This is a genomic window from Aeromonas sp. 84A (assembly GCF_051919345.1).
Taxonomy (GTDB): Bacteria; Pseudomonadota; Gammaproteobacteria; order Enterobacterales; family Aeromonadaceae; genus Aeromonas; species Aeromonas veronii.
Genome location: NZ_JBQBEW010000001.1, coordinates 3,125,975 through 3,143,676 on the forward strand (window position 1 = coordinate 3,125,975; position 17,702 = coordinate 3,143,676).

16 protein-coding genes and 6 tRNA genes are annotated in these 17,702 nt (G+C 58.0%); 15 read left to right on the forward strand and 7 right to left on the reverse strand.

Going from position 1 to position 17,702, the window contains the following annotated elements; genetic code table 11:
* The first annotated feature begins 19 nt into the window (after positions 1 to 19).
* From aat to infA, 3 genes are all read left to right on the forward strand, one after another.
* A complete protein-coding gene (aat, locus tag ACTG20_RS14190) occupies positions 20 to 727 on the forward strand; it encodes a leucyl/phenylalanyl-tRNA--protein transferase (protein WP_019445527.1) in 708 nt (235 codons plus the stop codon).
* Positions 724 to 1,440: an arginyltransferase gene (locus ACTG20_RS14195; protein ID WP_194496278.1), complete on the forward strand. Its 717-nt coding sequence runs from the start codon at positions 724 to 726 to the stop codon at positions 1,438 to 1,440. Before aat ends, ACTG20_RS14195 begins: the two co-directional genes overlap by 4 nt.
* Positions 1,441 to 1,508: 68 nt before the next feature.
* On the forward strand, positions 1,509 to 1,727 hold the full coding sequence (gene infA, locus ACTG20_RS14200) for a translation initiation factor IF-1 (RefSeq protein ID WP_005300033.1): 219 nt from the start codon (positions 1,509 to 1,511) through the stop codon (positions 1,725 to 1,727).
* 68 nt (positions 1,728 to 1,795) lie between these two features.
* On the opposite strand, the gene clpA is transcribed toward infA, so the two are convergent.
* Together clpA and clpS are read right to left on the reverse strand one after the other, a co-directional pair.
* Positions 1,796 to 4,051: an ATP-dependent Clp protease ATP-binding subunit ClpA gene (gene clpA, locus ACTG20_RS14205; RefSeq protein ID WP_005337110.1), complete on the reverse strand. Its 2,256-nt coding sequence runs from the start codon at positions 4,049 to 4,051 to the stop codon at positions 1,796 to 1,798.
* 59 nt (positions 4,052 to 4,110) lie between these two features.
* Positions 4,111 to 4,428, reverse strand: a complete 318-nt coding sequence (clpS, locus tag ACTG20_RS14210) for an ATP-dependent Clp protease adapter ClpS (protein ID WP_005337111.1) — start codon at positions 4,426 to 4,428, stop codon at positions 4,111 to 4,113.
* A gap of 229 nt (positions 4,429 to 4,657) precedes the next feature.
* Between clpS and cspD the strand changes: the two genes are divergently transcribed.
* Positions 4,658 to 4,876 carry a cold shock-like protein CspD gene (gene cspD / locus ACTG20_RS14215; protein WP_005300025.1) on the forward strand — a complete coding sequence of 73 codons (219 nt, stop codon included), beginning with the start codon at positions 4,658 to 4,660 and terminating at the stop codon, positions 4,874 to 4,876.
* Positions 4,877 to 4,992: 116 nt separating this feature from the next.
* Here cspD and folD read toward each other — a convergent pair whose 3' ends face one another.
* Positions 4,993 to 5,847 (reverse strand): bifunctional methylenetetrahydrofolate dehydrogenase/methenyltetrahydrofolate cyclohydrolase FolD, encoded by an 855-nt coding sequence (gene folD / locus ACTG20_RS14220; protein ID WP_005346435.1) that lies wholly within the window; start codon positions 5,845 to 5,847, stop codon positions 4,993 to 4,995.
* A 213-nt stretch (positions 5,848 to 6,060) separates the two neighbouring features.
* Here folD and ACTG20_RS14225 point away from each other — a divergent pair.
* The 8 genes from ACTG20_RS14225 (at position 6,061) to ACTG20_RS14260 (ending at position 12,426) form a co-directional block, all read left to right on the forward strand.
* Positions 6,061 to 6,137, forward strand: a tRNA-Pro gene (locus ACTG20_RS14225).
* 37 nt (positions 6,138 to 6,174) lie between these two features.
* Positions 6,175 to 6,251: transfer RNA gene (locus tag ACTG20_RS14230), tRNA-Arg, on the forward strand.
* A 52-nt stretch (positions 6,252 to 6,303) separates the two neighbouring features.
* Positions 6,304 to 6,379: transfer RNA gene (locus ACTG20_RS14235), tRNA-His, on the forward strand.
* Between the two features lie 315 nt (positions 6,380 to 6,694).
* Positions 6,695 to 7,405: a two-component system response regulator RstA gene (gene rstA / locus ACTG20_RS14240; RefSeq protein WP_194496277.1), complete on the forward strand. Its 711-nt coding sequence runs from the start codon at positions 6,695 to 6,697 to the stop codon at positions 7,403 to 7,405.
* 21 nt (positions 7,406 to 7,426) lie between these two features.
* Positions 7,427 to 8,752 (forward strand): two-component system sensor histidine kinase RstB, encoded by a 1,326-nt coding sequence (gene rstB, locus ACTG20_RS14245; protein WP_194496276.1) that lies wholly within the window; start codon positions 7,427 to 7,429, stop codon positions 8,750 to 8,752.
* 54 nt (positions 8,753 to 8,806) lie between these two features.
* Complete coding sequence (locus ACTG20_RS14250; RefSeq protein ID WP_194496275.1) at positions 8,807 to 8,989, forward strand: hypothetical protein; 183 nt, start codon at positions 8,807 to 8,809, stop codon at positions 8,987 to 8,989.
* A 153-nt stretch (positions 8,990 to 9,142) separates the two neighbouring features.
* Positions 9,143 to 11,692 carry a bifunctional lysylphosphatidylglycerol flippase/synthetase MprF gene (mprF, locus tag ACTG20_RS14255; RefSeq protein WP_194496274.1) on the forward strand — a complete coding sequence of 850 codons (2,550 nt, stop codon included), beginning with the start codon at positions 9,143 to 9,145 and terminating at the stop codon, positions 11,690 to 11,692.
* Positions 11,693 to 11,703: 11 nt separating this feature from the next.
* The gene (locus ACTG20_RS14260) at positions 11,704 to 12,426 is read left to right on the forward strand and encodes an AcvB/VirJ family lysyl-phosphatidylglycerol hydrolase (RefSeq protein ID WP_194496273.1); all 723 of its coding nucleotides are present in this window, start codon (positions 11,704 to 11,706) and stop codon (positions 12,424 to 12,426) included.
* A 291-nt stretch (positions 12,427 to 12,717) separates the two neighbouring features.
* Here the strand turns inward: ACTG20_RS14260 and ACTG20_RS14265 are convergent.
* A tRNA-Ser gene (locus ACTG20_RS14265) sits at positions 12,718 to 12,805 on the reverse strand.
* 183 nt (positions 12,806 to 12,988) lie between these two features.
* Complete coding sequence (gene dauA, locus ACTG20_RS14270; RefSeq protein WP_194496264.1) at positions 12,989 to 14,725, reverse strand: C4-dicarboxylic acid transporter DauA; 1,737 nt, start codon at positions 14,723 to 14,725, stop codon at positions 12,989 to 12,991.
* Between the two features lie 487 nt (positions 14,726 to 15,212).
* Between dauA and ACTG20_RS14275 the strand changes: the two genes are divergently transcribed.
* From ACTG20_RS14275 to ACTG20_RS14285, 3 genes are all read left to right on the forward strand, one after another.
* Positions 15,213 to 15,288: transfer RNA gene (locus ACTG20_RS14275), tRNA-Asn, on the forward strand.
* 4 nt (positions 15,289 to 15,292) lie between these two features.
* Positions 15,293 to 15,368 (forward strand) — tRNA-Asn (locus ACTG20_RS14280).
* Positions 15,369 to 15,641: 273 nt separating this feature from the next.
* Entirely contained in the window at positions 15,642 to 15,881 is a 240-nt protein-coding gene (locus tag ACTG20_RS14285) for a hypothetical protein (RefSeq protein WP_194496263.1), read from the forward strand.
* Between the two features lie 25 nt (positions 15,882 to 15,906).
* On the opposite strand, the gene umuC is transcribed toward ACTG20_RS14285, so the two are convergent.
* Entirely contained in the window at positions 15,907 to 17,166 is a 1,260-nt protein-coding gene (gene umuC, locus ACTG20_RS14290; protein WP_194496262.1) for a translesion error-prone DNA polymerase V subunit UmuC, read from the reverse strand.
* On the reverse strand, positions 17,147 to 17,590 hold the full coding sequence (gene umuD / locus ACTG20_RS14295) for a translesion error-prone DNA polymerase V autoproteolytic subunit (protein ID WP_194496261.1): 444 nt from the start codon (positions 17,588 to 17,590) through the stop codon (positions 17,147 to 17,149). Before umuD ends, umuC begins: the two co-directional genes overlap by 20 nt.
* Positions 17,591 to 17,702: the final 112 nt, after the last annotated feature.

A 17,702-nucleotide genomic window follows, 5' to 3' on the forward strand; every position in this document is an offset into this window, starting at 1 on the left:
CTATGAACCTCGTTGCCTTATGTCTCGCTATCTCACCCAACTGGATGATGAGCTTTGCTGGTTTCCCGACCCCAGCCATGCGCTGGAAGAGCCCAACGGCTTGCTGGCGATCGGCGGAGATCTCTCCCCGGCCAGATTGCTGGCAGCTTACCACAAGGGGATCTTCCCGTGGAATGAACCCCACCAGCCGACCCTGTGGTGGTCACCGGATCCCCGCGGGGTGATCCGTCCCGACCAACTCCATGTAGGGCGGACACTGCAGAAGATTATCCGTCGAACCCCATTCGATATTTCCGTCAATCGCGCCTTTAATGAAGTCATTACCGCCTGCGCCGCCCCTCGTCGCACTGCCGATGGCACCTGGATCAGTCAACCCATGATCGAGGCCTACCAGCAGTTGCACCGGCTAGGTCATGCCCACTCTATCGAGATCTGGCAGGAGGGAGAGCTGCAAGCGGGACTGTATGGCCTCTCTATCGGCCGACTGTTTTGCGGTGAATCCATGTTCAGCCGGATTGATAACGGCGCCAAACTTGCCATGGTGGCACTCTGTCGCCACTTCGCCCGCCATCGCGGCGCTCTCATCGATTGCCAGATGCAGAACCCGTTTCTGGCGACCCTGGGTATCGAGGAGTGGCCAAGGGCCCGTTTTTTGGCTGAGCTGGCGCGCCTTGGCCATCAACCACTGTTGGCTTCCTGCTGGCAAGAGGGGGAGATCAGCTTATGACTGAAGAAGTGATCCTCAAAGTAGGGCTGACTCCCAAGCATCCCTGCAGTTATCTGGACCATGAACAGGAGCAGTTGCTGGTGCTGATGGATCACAATCTGCTCAACGCCAACGGTTACGAGCGATTGTTGACTGCCGGTTTTCGCCGCAGTGGCAACGACATCTATCGCCCCCACTGCCCGGCGTGCCATGCCTGCCAATCCCTTCGTATTCACAGCGAGCACTTTCGCCCCAGCCGCGGCCAGAAGCGGATCCGCCAGCTTAACAAAGATATCGAGATTGTCCTGAGCTACGATGACAAACCCGAGTATTACCTGCTCTACGAACGCTATATCCGCGAGCGACATCACGATGGCAGCATGTATCCCCCCAACCGCAGCCAGTATCGCGGGTTTCTCCATTGTGACTGGATGCCGCCACTCTATCTGGAGATGCGCAAGGAGGGCCGTCTTATCGGCGTGGCCACCACAGACCTGCTACCCCACTCCTTGAGCGCTATGTACACCTTCTTCGATCCGGATTATGCCGATCGCTCCCTGGGCACCTTTGCCATCCTCTGCCAGCTCGATCTGGCCAAGCGAACCGGGCGAAGCTGGCTCTATCTTGGCTATCTGGTAGAGGCGTGTCGCAAGATGAATTACAAACGCAATTACCTCCCTCATGAGCTGTTAATTCAGGGGGAATGGAAAAATATCGACACCAAGCCCGAGTAAACTTTACACATAGCCTTAAATCCGGCATGATCCAGCGGTTTTTTGTTGTGGCTTATCAAGAGGATTCAATGGCTAAAGAAGACAGTATTGAGATGCAGGGCACTATTCTCGAAACCCTGCCCAATACCATGTTCCGTGTGGAACTGGAGAATGGTCACGTGGTTATCGCTCATATTTCAGGCAAGATGCGCAAAAACTACATTCGTATCCTGACTGGAGACAAAGTAACGGTAGCACTGACTCCCTACGATCTCTCCAAGGGACGTATTGTTTTCCGCTCTCGCTAAGCCAGGAATTCAGCAAAAAACCCCAACCTTTCGGTTGGGGTTTTTTGTCGTTTTCTGATCACTGAAGCTTAGTGGGAAACAGCTTCAACATTGACCTGAAAATCAAAGCTGAGGCTGTCATTTACCAACTCAACCTTCACAATTCCCCCGTCAACCAGTGAACCGAACAGGATCTCGTTGGCCAGGGGTTTCTTGAGGTGCTCCTGGATTACCCGACCCATCGGTCTGGCGCCCATGGCTCTGTCATACCCCTTCTCCGCCAACCAGTGGCGGGCACGCTCGGACACCTCGAGAGAAACTCCCTTCGCATCCAGTTGAACCTGCAATTCGACAATGAACTTGTCGACCACCTGATGGATCACCGTCATATCCAGATGGTTGAACCAGATGGTGTGATCAAGCCGGTTGCGAAACTCCGGACTGAAGGTCTTGTTGATCACCGCCATGGCATCGTGGCTCAAATCCTGTTGCTGGAAGCCAATCGATTTGCGCTGAGTCTCCTGCACTCCGGCGTTGGTAGTCATCACCAAAATGACGTTACGGAAATCCGCCTTACGCCCGTTGTTATCGGTCAAGGTGCCGTTGTCCATCACCTGCAGCAGCAGATTGAATACGTCCGGGTGAGCTTTCTCAATTTCGTCAAGCAACACAACGGAATGAGGATGCTTGATCACCGCATCAGTCAGCAGACCACCCTGCTCAAAACCAACATAGCCGGGAGGCGCACCAATCAGACGGGAGACGGTGTGACGCTCCATGTACTCGGACATATCAAAGCGCAGCATCTCGACACCCAATGCCTTGCCCAACTGCTGGGTCACCTCTGTTTTGCCAACACCGGTAGGACCGGCAAACAGGAAGCAACCAACCGGGCGACGCTCGTTGCCAAGTCCTGAACGAGAGAGGCGAATCGCATCCGTCAGCACCTCGATGGCTTTATCCTGACCAAAGACCACCATCTTCAGATTGCGCTCCAAGTTCTTCAGCACCTCTTTATCCGAGGAAGAAACTGATTTCTCCGGAATGCGGGCGATCTTGGCTACGATGGACTCAATTTCCTGCACATTGATCACTTTCTTGCGCTTGCTCGCCGGCAGTAACCGTTGACCAGCACCCGCCTCATCGATCACATCGATCGCCTTGTCAGGCAAGTGACGATCATTAATGTACTTGGCAGAGAGCTCGGCAGCTGCACGGATCGCCTTGGCGGTATAGCGCACGCCGTGGTGAGCTTCATAGCGGCTCTTGAGCCCCATCAGGATACGGGTCGTGTCATCAATAGTCGGCTCGACAATATCGATCTTCTGGAAGCGACGGGCCAGCGCACGGTCTTTCTCGAAGATCTGGGCGTACTCCTGATAAGTGGTGGAGCCCACACAGCGGAGCAAACCATTGGAGAGCAGCGGCTTGATCAGGTTAGCCGCATCCAGCTGACCACCGGATGCCGCACCGGCACCAATTATGGTATGGATCTCGTCGATAAAGAGGATGGCCCCTTCCTGACGCTCAATCTGCTTGAGCAGTACCTTGAGGCGCTTCTCGAAATCACCACGGTACTTGGTGCCCGCCAGCAGAGAACCCATATCCAGCGAATAGATGGTACTGCCCGCAATCACCTCGGGGACATCCCCCTTGACGATTCGATAGGCCAGACCTTCGGCAATGGCTGTTTTCCCCACACCCGCTTCACCCACCAGCAGCGGGTTGTTCTTGCGACGGCGGCAGAGCACCTGAATGGTACGATTGAGCTCCTGATCACGGCCAATCAGCGGATCGATGCGCCCTTCCAGCACCAGCTGGTTCAGGTTGGTGGCAAAGCTCTCGATCTGTGCGGCCGAGACATCATCATCAGACTCGGGATTGTTATTGCTGCCGAGATCAGGCTTGCTGTCCTTGCGCACCCCGTGGGAGAGGAAATTGACGACGTCAAGACGGCTGATCTCGGCTTTTTTCAGGAAATAGGCAGCTTGTGACTCCTGCTCACTGAAGATAGCGACCAGCACATTGGCGCCGCTGACTTCGGTATTGCCGGAGGATTGCACATGGAAGACGGCACGCTGCAACACGCGCTGGAAGCCCAGTGTCGGCTGGGTTTCACGATCTTCATCATCGCGCGGTATGAGCGGAGTGGTTTGGGTGATGAATGCGCGGATCTCCTTGCGCATCTGCTCGACATCGGCACCACAGGAGCTCAGCGCCTCATGGGCTGAACTGTTATCCAGAAGGGCTAACAACAGGTGCTCGACGGTCATGAATTCGTGGCGCTCGTCACGGGCCAGTTTGAAAGCCTCGTTCAGCGTCTTTTCTAGATCTTTATTCAACATAGGCACCTCCCCTAGTACAGCTACAATGTGGTGTCACACTCGCCATCAAGTCATCAGATTCAAGCCTTTTCCATAGTACAGAGCAGTGGATGTTCGTTGTTACGTGCATAGGTGTTGACCTGGACAACCTTGGTTTCGGCGATCTCTGCGGTAAACATGCCGCAGACACCCTTACCACTATAATGCACACTCAGCATGACCTGAGTCGCCTTGTCCAGATCCATACCAAAGAACTTTTGCAGCACCTCCACCACAAACTCCATGGGTGTGTAGTCATCGTTGTTCAACACAACTTTATACATGGGTGGCGGCTGCAGCTTTGTTTTCTCTGCTTCTGCAATCTCTTCATTAGCAAAGAGTTCTTTCTGCTTGCTCATAATCGCGCTTTGGTACCTCTAGATTACTACCGTCTAACACAAGCTTGTCAATAGACTTGTTAACCAGATCACATCAGCTGTTAACAACTTCTTGACTCGCTCAAAAGTTAGACTAGATTGGTTACTTGCTAATCTGTGCCCGTCTGCTATGGGCCCATGTCCCTAGTTATAAAGGGCTGGCGCAGGTTACTCAACGACTTCTGGGTAATCAATAAAAGGATGTAGAAGTATGGCAACCGGCACAGTTAAGTGGTTTAACAACGCAAAAGGATTTGGGTTTATCTGTCCGGAAGGGGGCGGTGAGGATATCTTCGCTCACTACTCCACGATTCAAATGGAGGGCTACAAGACCCTGAAAGCGGGTCAGGCTGTCAATTTTGAACTGCAACAGGGGCCGAAAGGAAATCACGCCTCTGTGATTGTGCCAAACGAAGCACAAAATATGTAAATAACACCCGTTGGATAAATAAAAAACCGGTTCCTCTCTGAGCAACCGGTTTTTTATTGTCAGATTTCTGGCGAATCCTGCCTCCTCATGGGATCACAGGTTATCGCCAGCCACGATCAGTCGTGATATTCACTGCAGGCGATCAGGGTATTTTCCATCAGGCTGGCGACCGTCATCGGGCCCACGCCACCGGGTACCGGAGTAATGAAGGAGGCATGGCTGCGCGCCGTCTCAAACTCTACATCCCCGACCAGCGAGCCATCAGCCAGACGGTTGATGCCCACATCGATCACCAGTGCCCCCGGTTTGATCCACTCCCCAGGGATGAAGTTGGGCTTGCCGACAGCGACAACCAGCAGATCGGCACGGCGTACCTGATCTTCCAGATCCCGGGTAAAGCGGTGACAGGTCGTAGTTGTGCAGCCCGCCAGTAGCAATTCGAGAGTCATGGGACGCCCCACTATGTTGGACGCTCCCACCACGACCGCATGCAGACCATGTGTCTTCACGCCGGTGGTCTCGATCAGCGTCATGATTCCTTTCGGAGTGCAGGGGCGCAGCGCCGGAATACGTTGGGCCAGACGGCCGACGTTATACGGGTGAAATCCATCTACATCCTTGTCAGGCTGGATTCGCTCCAGCACCTGAGTGGTATCAAAGTGATCCGGCAACGGCAGCTGAACCAGAATGCCATCTACGTGGCTATCCGCATTCAACTGGTCGATCAGCGCCAGCAGCTCTTCCTGACTGGCAGTGGCACTCAGGTCATAGGAGCGGGAGAGAAAACCCACCTCCTCGCACGCCCGACGTTTGCTGCCGACATAGACCTGAGAGGCTGGATCCGCCCCCACTAGAATGACTGCCAGCCCTGGAGCCCGTTTCCCTGCCGCCAACCGCTGTTGGACTTGCGCCGCGACCTGGCTGCGAATCGTTTGCGCAACCTGTTTTCCATCTATGATTTTGGCAGACATCGTTCTCCACTCACCATGTGTTCAACTGCCGCGCATTGTCGCATTTTTTTAGCCGGGATGTTAGCGGCAGACGCACGCCAGACCTGCAGCGGGCAATAAGTAGGCACTTGAATTTACTGGGGGAAAAAGTCGTTGACGCTAGCCCTTACGCTTGGCTATGATGCCCGCCCGTTGCCCAGTATGACTCTTGTCGATATGCTGGTCAGGGATTTTCGGTGATTAGCGCAGTCCGGTAGCGCATCTGGTTTGGGACCAGAGGGTCAAAGGTTCGAATCCTTTATCACCGACCATGTTCATCGACTCGTCCTTAAGACATGTTGATACAAAGCGCCCTTAGCTCAGTTGGATAGAGCAACGGCCTTCTAAGCCGTGGGTCGCAGGTTCGAATCCTGCAGGGCGCGCCATTGATGCTCTCCTTTTCTTCTGGATTGGTGAGTGTTGATGAAGATTTTAGTGGTGGCTGTAGCTCAGTTGGTAGAGTCCCGGATTGTGATTCCGGTTGTCGTGGGTTCGAGCCCCATCAGCCACCCCATTATTCTGTCGATAATCGCCGCAAGGTGATGTCCATCGACTTGGTGCAGTGAATTCTGGTCTGCTCCGCGAAAAACCGGCCTTGGCCGGTTTTTTTGTTTTGCGCCCGACAGCGCCTTGCCTTGTCTGCAAGGCCATCATCCTCCAGATCAATAAACGCGGCTCCGCCCATTTGTCACGATTCGCGCCTCCCCATCGATACACACAGCCACACTCCCCTACACATCAGCCTGCCTGGTTCTTTTTCTGTATTTCCCAAGCGCCATTGATATGCTGATCGCTCTTCTTCTCTCCTGCTTTCCGTTGGAGCTTTTCTATGCAACGCATTCTTTTTGTCGAAGATGATCCCGAGATTGGCCAGCTCATCAGCAGTTGGCTCGGCCGCCACGATATGGAAGTGATCCTCGAGCCCAGAGGGGACATGGCGCTGGCCCGGATCGAGGCCGAACAGCCCGATCTGGTGCTGCTCGATATCATGTTGCCGGGGCAAGATGGCATGTCCCTCTGTCGGGATCTGCGGCCGCGCTTCGACGGCCCCATCGTAATGCTCACCTCGCTGGATAGCGACATGAACCAGATCCTGAGTCTGGAGCTGGGCGCCAACGACTACATCCTCAAAACGACACCACCACCGGTGCTGCTGGCCCGACTTCGGGTGCAATTTCGCCAGCACCAGCAAACACCAACCCAACCGGCAGCCACCAGCAGCGTTCCCCAGCAGCTGCAATTTGGTCGGCTGCGGGTGGATGGTCCGGGACGAGATGTGCGGCTCGATGGCGAGAGCATTGCCCTCTCGACCGCCGACTTTGATCTGCTGTGGGAGCTCGCCTGCCACGCGGGCCAAATCTTGAGTCGGGAAGCCCTTTTTCGCAGCTTGCGCGGCCGGGAGTACGACGGTCAGGATCGCAGCATGGATGTGGCCATCTCCCGCCTGCGCCGAAAACTGGGTGATAACCCTGAAAACCCGACCCGGATCAAGACAGTGCGTCAGAAAGGCTACCTCTTCGTCCCCCACGCCTGGGAATAACCCTCTTTCGGGAGCACCGCCATGCGCCGTCTCTTTATCCAGTTCTATCTGTTGCTGATAGGCTGCTTCACCCTCGCCATCCTGCTGGTGGGTGTGGTCTATCAGGTGACCGCCGAACGGGCGGGTGATCGCTATCTCGAACGCATGATGCAGGGATCCCTTGGCCTGTTGACCGGCGAGTTGGCAAGAACCCCGCCCGAGCGCTGGCCCGCTCGGCTGGCCGAGCAGAGCAGTCAGTTTACCCTCCCCCTCAAGATCGGCGAGCTGGTGCGCCAGCCGCTGGCCAGCGAGGATCAGGCCTTTCTGGCTGCCGGCAACATTGTCATCGTCGAGGAGGATGACACCTTCCTGCAGCGCATCCCCGATACCGACCGGGTGCTTATTGTCGGCCCTGTACCCTACCTCTCCTACCTGCACGAGCTGCACTGGGTCGATGTGGGGCTGCTGCTGGTGATCGGCCTCTCTCTCGGCCTGCCCATCCTTCTGTGGCTGCGTCCCCACTGGCGCGGCTTGCAGCAGTTGGAGCAAACCGCACGTCGCGTAGGCGATGGGGATCTCTCCTGCCGAACCAATCTGCCACCGGGCAGCAGTCTGGCCCGGGTGGGACGCACCTTCGATCAAATGGCGACCCAATTGCAGGCCATGATTGCCAGCCGCAAGCAACTGACTGATGCCATCGCCCACGAGTTGCGCACCCCGCTGGTCCGGTTGCGCTATCGGCTTGCCATGCTCGCTCCTGCCCCTGCCGAGCAGGAGCAGCATGCGCTGGAGCGAGATCTGGGAGCGCTGGACGCCCTGATCGAAGAGATGCTCACTTACGCCAAGCTGGATAGACCCGAACTGCCGTTGCAGCGCGACGAGCTGGAGCTCAGCCACTGGGCACAAGCGCATCTCGGCGACTGGCAAGCGCTGGCACCCGAGAAGAGGCTCACCCTCGATTTGCCGCCACGCCACATGCCCTGGTGCGGCGATCAGCGTCTGCTGACCCGCGCGGTGGAGAACCTGATCGGCAATGCCCTGCGCTACGCCGAGAGCGAGGTTACCCTCTCCATCTCGCGGCTGCAGGAGAACTATCTGCTGGAGGTTAGCGATGATGGGCCGGGGATCGATCCCGCGCTGGCGCCCCAGATCTTCGAGCCGTTCGTACGCCTTGATCAGAGCCGGGATCGTCGCACCGGCGGCACCGGGTTGGGGCTGGCCATCGTGCGCAGCATTGCCCGTCATCACGGGGGGGATGTGGCGCTGCTTGCCAGTGACCACGGCGCCCGCTTCTGCCTCACCCTGCCTGTACATTTGGATACAAACCGTCACCAACCGCTCACTGAAGGGCCGCAGCAACCGTCATAGGATGACTGTCATGGAGAACGCTCCATAACATCAACCCGAATAAGGAAATTGAACATGAAAAAGATCATTCCCCTGACCCTGGCTGCCGTCTTCGCCCTCACTTCCGGTTTCACCATGGCGGCCACTCCGACCAAGACAGCCACACCGCAGGCGACCCAGACCAAGGTGGTGAAAAAACACCATAAAGCCACCCACGCCAAGACCCCTGCCGTCAACGTCGCGCCGAAAACCAAGTGATCCAACTGGTCACTTGATAGCACCAAGGGAGGCTGACGCCTCCCTTTCCATCTCTTCCCGAAATTTTCCTGACGAGCGCCTCCCTCGTCCAAACCGGATCCACGACCCGGCTCCCCCTTTGCGGGAAACGGTCAATGACCACAGGAACATGGCATGTGGCGTCATCTGCTTAAATGGCTCGGCCCCTTGTGCAGCTTGCTGCTGCTCGGCACCGCACTGACCGTGCTGTATCACCTGACTCAGGCATGGCACTGGCACGATATTCGTGTGGCCATCTGGTCCCAACCCCTGCCGCGACTGGCGGGCGCCCTGTTGCTGACCCTGCTCAGTTATGGCTGCCTCTGCAGCTATGACATGCTGGCGCTCCATGCGCTGGGCAAGCGCCTTCCCTGGCAACAGGTCAGCATCACCTCCTTTATCGCCTACACCTTCTCCAACACCCTGGGATTTGCCCTGCTGACCGGCACCTCGGTACGCTATCGCCTCTACTCCGCACTGGGGCTCGCCACCGGGGAAGTGGCCCGCGTGGTGCTGTTCTGCTCCATCACCTTTTTCCTCGGCCTGCTGGCGTGGGGAGGTGGTGCCCTACTGACCTGCGATGTATCACAGCTGCTGCCTGACTGGCCGCAGTGGGCAGATACTTTGCTCAATCTGGCTGGCGCCATGGCGCTGCTGTTGGTGGCCAGCTACCTCTGCTGGCCCGCCCCACGTCTCTCCTGGCGGAAACACACCCTGACCCTGCCGGGCTTTCGGATACGTCTGTTGCAACTGTTGGTCGCGCTGGCTGACTGGATGGCCGCCGCTGCCGTGCTGTTTGTGCTGTTGCCCGCCGATAGCGTCCCCTACCCCGTGCTGCTCAGTGCCTTCGTGCTGGCCAGCTTCCTCGGGGTGCTGGCCCACGTGCCGGGCGGGATTGGGGTGTTCGAAGCGAGCATGAGCCTGTTGCTGGCTAACTATCTGCCAACCGACAAGCTGCTCGCCTCGCTGCTGCTCTATCGCTGCATCTATTACCTGCTTCCCTTTCTCTGTGCCCTGCTGCTCTTTGCGAGTCAGGAGATGCTGCAACAAAAAGCGCGCTGGCAGCGGCTACAGGGGCTGATGAGCGCGGTGCGCGAATTTCTGCCTGCCCTTATCAGCATGGGCACCTTCGCCGCCGGCAGCCTGCTGCTCTGCTCGGGCATGATCCCGACCATGCGCAGCCACATTGAAGTGTGGCTGCAGGTGTTGCCGCTCCATCTGCTGGAGCTCTCCCACGTGCTCGGCAGCGTGAGCGGTATCCTCCTGATCCTGCTGGCGCGTAGCCTCTATCGCCGTCACGACGCCGCGTTTCGCATCACCCAGCTGCTGCTGGCACTGGGGATCGCCTTCTCCCTGCTCAAAGGGGGGGACTGGGAGTCAGCCCTGCTGCTCGGCAGCTTCCTGCTCATCATGACCCCCTGCCGCGCCCTCTTCTATCGCAAGGGGTCGCTGCTCTATCCCCAGTACACCCCGGGCTGGCTCATTTCAGTCGGCGCCGTGCTGCTGGGAGCCCTGTGGCTGCTGCTCTTCTCCTACCGTCAGGTGGAGTATGACCACGCCCTCTGGTTCCACTTCTCGCCCCACGGCGGGGCTGCCCGCGGCCTGCGCGCCATGGGGAGCGTAGTGGCCGTGCTGGCCGTTGCCGGGGTTGCCCAGCTGCTTGCGCCGCTGCGCGTGGTCGGTGAAAAGCCGGACAAGGAGACGCTGGCACGCGCCCACGAGCTGGTGGTGCGCGAAGGGGGGATCCACGGCTATCTGGCCCAGTTGCAGGACAAGTCCCTGCTGTTCCATCCCGCAGGTGACGCCTTCCTGATGTATGGCATCGAGGGCAACAGCTGGATTGTGATGGGGGATCCATTCGGTCGCCCCGAACAGATCGAAGAGCTGCTCTGGCAATTTCGCGAGCGGTGCGATGAGCAAGACGCCAACCCGGTCTTTTATCAGGTCTCGGCCCGCTATCTTCCGCTCTATCTGGAGCTGGGGCTGATCCCCTTCAAGCTCGGCGAAGAGGCGATGGTCGATCTGACTACCTTCGATCTGGCGGGCAGCCGGCTGCGCAACCTACGCCAGAGCCACGCCAAGGGCAAACGGGAAGGGTTGACCTTCGAGGTGGTCGAGGCAAGTGCCGTGGCCCCCCTGCTGCCCAGATTGCAGACCGTCTCCGATACCTGGCTGCAGAGCAAGATGGGCAAGGAGAAGGGCTTCTCGGTCGGCCGCTTTGAGCCTGACTACCTGACCTTAAGCCCGGCTGCGCTGGTGTGGCATGAGGGGCAGCTCGTCGGCTTTGCCAACCTCTGGGTGAGCGACAACAAGGAGATGCTCTCCATCGATCTGATGCGCTACAGCCTGGATACCGGCACCGCTCCCATCATGGATTTTCTCTTTGTCGAGCTGCTGCTGTGGGGCAAGGCGCAAGGGTACGCCAGCTTCAATTTGGGGATGGCCCCCATGTCCGGCTTCAACGATCACCCGCTCGGCAGCTACTGGGCCCGCCTTGGCAATACCCTGTTTGTGCGCGGCAGCCGCTTTTACAACTTCCAGGGGCTCAGACGCTACAAGGAGAAATTTTCGCCCCGCTGGGAACCCCGCTACCTGCTCTGCAGCAGCAAGCTGGTACTGCCCAGAACCCTGACTCACCTGATCACCCTGATTAGCCGCGGCCCGCTGGGGCTGATCAAGAAATAGGAGCATGGCCAATGAGAGCCTTGATATTGCTGTTACTCAGTCTCGTACTGCCCGTTTCATCTTTTGCGGCACACGCCGCCCCGGTCAAGGACGACCTGAGCCTGATTGAGCTGCCGGTCAAGCAGCCATCCGACGCCCCCATGGTGGTGTTTCTCAGCGGCGATGGCGGCTGGGCGGCCCTCGACAAGGGGTTGAGCGCCCAGTTTCAGCTGCACGGCCTGCCGGTCGTGGGCTGGAGCTCCCTCACCTACTACTGGAAGAAGAAAACCCCGGAGCAGGTGACCGCCGATCTGGAGCGGATCCTCGATGATTACCAGACTCGCTGGCAGCGCCCCCGCTGGCTGCTGGTCGGCTTCTCGTTTGGTGCCGAGATTGTCCCCTTCGTCATCAACCGGTTGCCGGAGCACTATCGTCAGGGGCTGGTCGGGGCCGTGATGCTCTCCCCCTCCACCAGCTCGGACTTCGAGATCCACGTCAGCGACATGCTGACCCACAAGGCGCGCAGCTATCCGACCGAGCCGCAGGTGAAGACCATCCGCGACCTGCCGATGCTCTGCCTGCAAGGAGCCGATGACGATGACGGCGACCGCCTCTGCCCCCGTCTCAACCAACCCAACGTCACAACCGTCACCCTGCCGGGAGGACACCATTTTGACGATAACTACCCCCAGCTCTATCAGGCCATCACCAAGCATCTGAACCTGCTCCCGGATCCGCTGACTGTGGAGCATTAATCGGTATCACCACGGAATGCCTTTTAAGTACCGAGCAGGGCAAATCAGCGAGCAATGAAAAGGGCCTCTCTTACGAGAGGCCCTTGTACTGAATCGGGCGGAAACTTTAAAAGGAGCGACCAATGGGCTGGCCGTGGCGTCAAGGTCACCGAGGCATTTCACTGCGATTGCCCAAGCAGTTCAGCCAGATGCGCTATCAAGAACGAAGATTCGCATTCCTATGCCAGCAACCACTCGGGGATTGCCCCAGAAAGCAAAAAGCCCTGATATTTCCATCAGGGCTTTGCAATGTGGCGGTGAGGGAGGGATTCGAACCCTCGATACGTTGCCGTATACACACTTTCCAGGCGTGCTCCTTCAGCCACTCGGACACCTCACCGAATTTTTGCTCACTGCTTTATGTGCTTGAGCTGCACATTCGCTGGCGGACCATGCCGCGGCGACGGGGCGTAATGTAAGGGATACGATGGCTTTTGGTCAATGCAATTTTTTACTTTTTGCGTTCGTTTGCTCAATATCCGAACCAAGTGACCAAAAATATGCCGTTTCGTATCCCTTTCAATCAATTTACTGCCGCTTCGTGAAAATGTTCACCTTTGAGCGCCTCTTCCAGCGAACCGTAAAATTCCAGCTTGCCGGGCTGCGGCCGCACCTTGGCACGGGCCAGGGTCTTGAGCGGTTGGAACTGCAACTCGGCCACCCGCAACTCGACTCCGGCTTTGGCCATCTGCTTGCCAAAGTGGAGGAAGGCAGACAGACCGCCCGCATCGAGGATGGAAACCGCCTCCATCTGCAACACCAGCACCTTGTGTCCTTTCACTTGCGCTTCCAGCTCGGCAAAGACCCGTTCGGCCGCTGCGAAGAAGAGCGGGCCGTTGATCTTGTAGAGCAGGCCGTTGTCCGGCACCTCATGGGCATAGCGTTTGTGCTCGGCCAAGTCGTGCAGTTTGGTCATCTTGGCGATTTCGCGCATAAAGAGCAGGGAGGCCAGGATCACCCCGAAAGTGATGGCGATGACCATGTCGAAAATGACGGTGAGCGACAGGCAGACCAGCAGCACCAGCACATCGGATTTGGGCGCGCGACGGATCAGCTCCACCACCTTGTGCGCTTCACTCATGTTCCAAGCCACGATGAGCAGCAAGGCAGCCATGGCCGAGAGCGGCAACCAGGAGAGCCAGGGGGCCAGCACCAGAATGGCTGCCAGCACCACCAGCGCATGGACGATCCCCGAAATGGGGGACGTAGCGCCGGCCCGCACGTTGGCGGCAGAGCGGGCGATGGCGGCGGTAGCGGTAATACCGCCAAAGAAGGGGGCGAAGATATTGCCAAGCCCCTGCCCCACCAGCTCGGCGTTGGAGCTGTGTTTGCGACCGGTCATGCCATCGAGCACCACGGCGCAGAGCAGCGACTCGATCGCCCCCAGCATCGCCATGGAGAAGGCGGCAGGCAGCAGCCGCTCAACAGCCGCCAGGTTCCATTCAACTGGCAAGCCATCCGGTCCGGGCAAGGCCCAGGGCATCACCAGGGTCGGCGCGATGGGCGGGATCCCCATCCCTTGAGTGCCATCGGCCAGGGTATAGCTGAACTTGCTGCCGATGGTGGCCACATCCACCCCAAAGTAATGGAGGCCAAAACCCAGCCCCACCCCGACCAGCACAGCGGGCAAGTGGCCGGGCACCGGCAGACGCAGGCGTGGCCAGAGCAGCAGCACGGCCAGTGTTGCGACCCCCACCAGGGTATCGCCCCACTGCCAGCTTGGCAGGGCGGCGGCCAACGCTTCGACCTTGCCCAAATAGGTTTCCGGCATCTCGGGCACGCTCAGGCCAAAGAAGTCCTTGATCTGCAAGGTGGCGATCACGATGGCGATACCACCGGTAAAGCCCAGTGTCACTGACGGGGGAATGTACTCGATAAGGCGGCCAAGACGGGCCATCCCCATCGCCACCAGAAAGAGGCCTGAGATGAGCGTCGCCATCAACAGACCGCCGACCCCGAACTGCTGGGCAACCGGATAGAGGATCACCACAAAGGCAGCGGTCGGGCCGGAGATGGAGTAGCGGGAGCCACCGGTCACGGCGATCACGATACCGGCAATGATGGCGGTATAGAGACCGTGTTGCGGCGGTACACCGCTGGCGATGGCCAGTGCCATGGCGAGCGGGATGGCGATGATGCCCACCGTCACACCGGCGATAAGATCACGGCCGAAGCGGGCCATGCTGTAGGGTTCATCAATACAGGACTGGCGTAAGGCTATGGCGAGCTTCACGCTATTTAAAGAGGCTTGCTTGTGCATGTATATCGTAATACCAGAAGAGGGAGATAAAGGCCGGAGAGATCCGGCGCCCGATCATCATCAAGGGCCGGCAGGGCTGTCGACGCGGCGATGGTATCCTGCGTAACCTTACTCCAGACGGGCCATTTTTTCGATGGGCAGGATCAATGAAACGCGCGCTCACCCATTATTTGGCCTATTTGCCGCCAAATCGCCGATCTTGGCTCCTGCTCTCCCCCTTTTTGCCACAAAGATTACCATTTGAGCCTCACCTGGTTACCGGCACGTTCGCGACATCATGCTGGCATCATCAGGTTGATGCGAACCGAACCAATGTTCCCGGCATCAGTTGGCCAATGCGATGGCAAGGGACTGATTGTGCTGAAAATAAACCGCAAAGCGCAACTTTTGGGCAAACAGTCCGAAAATCCGGTTTTCGGGAAATTCGCGGGTTGACACCCGTCTCCCTGGTCATTAATATTCGCCCCGTCTTAACGAGACAGGCAATTCCTCCTTAGTTCAGTCGGTAGAACGGCGGACTGTTAATCCGTATGTCACTGGTTCAAGTCCAGTAGGAGGAGCCACTTTTCCCTCGTAGTTCAGTCGGTAGAACGGCGGACTGTTAATCCGTATGTCACAGGTTCAAGTCCTGTCGAGGGAGCCAAATACTGTTCCGAGAAGGAACGAGGAAGACCAGAAACCCGCATTCCGAAAGGCTTGCGGGTTTTTTGTTGTCCGAAATAGTTCGGCGAAGTTCGCCAAGAACCGGGGTCATTGGTACCATGAATGGTACCAGCGAACACCAACGCCAATTTTCATTGGCGCCTTCTCGTTGTATTAGTGTCATGGTTGATGCTGGTACCACGAGCACTACTCGTGGTACCAAAACAAGGCGGCAAAGCCCAAAGAACGCCGCAGCATCCTCAACTGGATTTTCTTGCAAGATGAGTTACATGACATAGACGATCCCGCTTATGCCTCCGAATGGGGTGAGCCCAAATCAACAACCCGCCTGCAAAAAATGGCCAACTCCCTCGCATCGTTTGCCTGCAATGCACAACGCAGTCCACACGACACCAGCGTGGCAGTGAAAGAGTGGAAAGAGGATTTAGACTACCTCTATCACACCTTCTACCAGCAGTGGCACCGCTTCCCCTGGCCTGATATTGAAACCTGAGTCCACCAAGGGTGCGGGTATAGCACTACCTCGCCACCGGCAGGTCCTCCCAGCGGGTGGTGTAGCAGGGGCTCAGGTGCTCTTGTCGCATCATCCACTCAGACGACCCCGTACCTTGGCTGGCAAAGCCTACGCGCCCCAATCCCTTGGCTTTGATCTGGTCCATCACTGCCATCAGCGCGTCCGATTGAGCGGAGGACGAGGCAAACAGATCGGCCTGTTGCTGCCCCTTGGGGGTGAACTCACTCAGCATGACACCTCCCTTTTGATAGCGGTAACCGTCGCGCCAAATCTGTGCTAGCAGCACGTTCACTTGCTGCAGCAGCAACCGGGTGTCATCGCTAGGGCAGACCAGCCGGACGCCAGCCTGCTCACTGTAGTAAGGCGCTCGTTCGTCAAAAGGGCTGGTTCGCACGAACAGGTGCACCCGCTGGCAACACATCCCCTCGGCCCGCAGCTTCTCGGCTGCGCGAGCCATAAAGCCTGACAACGCTTGGGCCATTTCTCCACGGTCAGTCACGCGCTCACCAAAGGAACGGCTCGAGAGGATCTGCAGCTTCGCCGCCGGTTCAACTGTCAGCTCTGCGCAAGGCAGGCCACGCAGCTCCTGTACGATCCGCTCGACCACCACGCCGTATTGGGCGCGTAACCCTTTGGCGTCGCTAGCTACCAGGTCAGCAACGGTGTTGATGCCTTGTGCCACCAACTTGGCTCCCAAGCGCCGTCCTATGCCCCACACCTCGTCCACCGGGGTGATAGCCATCAGCCGGGCACGGCGCAGCTCGTCACGCAAGTCCACGACGCCGCCCGTGGCAGGCCACTTCTTGGCTGCATAGTTGGCCAGCTTGGCGAGGGTCTTGGTGGAGCCGATCCCAACCCCTACCGTGAGGCCGGTCCACTGCCACACTCGCTGCCGGATCTGTTGTCCATAGGCTGTCAGGTCCCCGGCAAACGACTCCGACAGTGACAGGAATGCTTCATCGATGGAGTAGACCTCAAGCTCAGGGGCCATGGTCTCCAACGTGCTCATCACCCTGCCAGACATATCGCCGTAGAGCGCGTAGTTGGAGCTGAATGCCACACCGCCATGCGCCTCGAACTGCTCGCGGATCTTGAAGTAGGGCCCGGCCATCTTGATACCCAGCGCCTTGGCTTCGGGGCTGCGCGACACCACGCATCCATCGTTGTTGGAGAGCACCACGATCGGGCGGCCACGCAGCTCAGGGCGAAACAGCCGCTCACAGCTGGCGTAGAAGTTGTTTACATCAACGAGCGCTATAGCCATCACGCTGCCTCAGATTGCCAATCACATGGGTGACCACTCCGAACAACTCCAGGGAGAGGCTCATACAAGGGTCGATAGGCGTGAACGCCGGATTGGCTGGCAACAGCCGCAACCTCGGCTTGAGCTGCAAAGTCTTTACCGTGAAGCCGCCATCGAGTAGTGCAATCACCACATCACCATGGCGAGGGGTGAGGCTCTTATCGACCACCAGCAAGTCACCGGGAAAGATACCGACCCCGGTCATGCTCTCCCCCTCGGCACGCAGATAGAAGGTTGCTGCAGGGTGGGCAACGCAGTGGGTGTTGAGGTCCAACTTCCCTTCCAGATAGTCGCTGGCTGGGCTGGGAAAGCCGCAAGAGGCGCGGTGCAAGAACAGCGGGATGGTCACCTCGGCGGGTGATGGGTCTGGGGTTAACAGCTTCATGACAACAACACCTGTATTTATATACAGTCATTATAGCGCACCACCTTTGAACCAGCGCAAGTCCCGCATGCCAGTGATGGCATACCATGGCGCCAACAAATAACAAAGAGGC

Coding starts and splice junctions, on each gene's coding strand:
- mprF (WP_194496274.1), top strand. CDS start 9,143: ATGTGGCGTCATCTGCTTAAATGGCTCGGCCCCTTGTGCAGCTTGCTG.
- clpA (WP_005337110.1), bottom strand. CDS start 4,051: ATGTTGAATAAAGATCTAGAAAAGACGCTGAACGAGGCTTTCAAACTG.
- aat (WP_019445527.1), top strand. CDS start 20: ATGTCTCGCTATCTCACCCAACTGGATGATGAGCTTTGCTGGTTTCCC.
- rstA (WP_194496277.1), top strand. CDS start 6,695: ATGCAACGCATTCTTTTTGTCGAAGATGATCCCGAGATTGGCCAGCTC.
- ACTG20_RS14260 (WP_194496273.1), top strand. CDS start 11,704: ATGAGAGCCTTGATATTGCTGTTACTCAGTCTCGTACTGCCCGTTTCA.
- cspD (WP_005300025.1), top strand. CDS start 4,658: ATGGCAACCGGCACAGTTAAGTGGTTTAACAACGCAAAAGGATTTGGG.
- ACTG20_RS14195 (WP_194496278.1), top strand. CDS start 724: ATGACTGAAGAAGTGATCCTCAAAGTAGGGCTGACTCCCAAGCATCCC.
- infA (WP_005300033.1), top strand. CDS start 1,509: ATGGCTAAAGAAGACAGTATTGAGATGCAGGGCACTATTCTCGAAACC.
- ACTG20_RS14250 (WP_194496275.1), top strand. CDS start 8,807: ATGAAAAAGATCATTCCCCTGACCCTGGCTGCCGTCTTCGCCCTCACT.
- umuD (WP_194496261.1), bottom strand. CDS start 17,590: ATGAAGCTGTTAACCCCAGACCCATCACCCGCCGAGGTGACCATCCCG.
- folD (WP_005346435.1), bottom strand. CDS start 5,847: ATGTCTGCCAAAATCATAGATGGAAAACAGGTTGCGCAAACGATTCGC.
- clpS (WP_005337111.1), bottom strand. CDS start 4,428: ATGAGCAAGCAGAAAGAACTCTTTGCTAATGAAGAGATTGCAGAAGCA.
- rstB (WP_194496276.1), top strand. CDS start 7,427: ATGCGCCGTCTCTTTATCCAGTTCTATCTGTTGCTGATAGGCTGCTTC.
- umuC (WP_194496262.1), bottom strand. CDS start 17,166: ATGGCTATAGCGCTCGTTGATGTAAACAACTTCTACGCCAGCTGTGAG.
- dauA (WP_194496264.1), bottom strand. CDS start 14,725: ATGCACAAGCAAGCCTCTTTAAATAGCGTGAAGCTCGCCATAGCCTTA.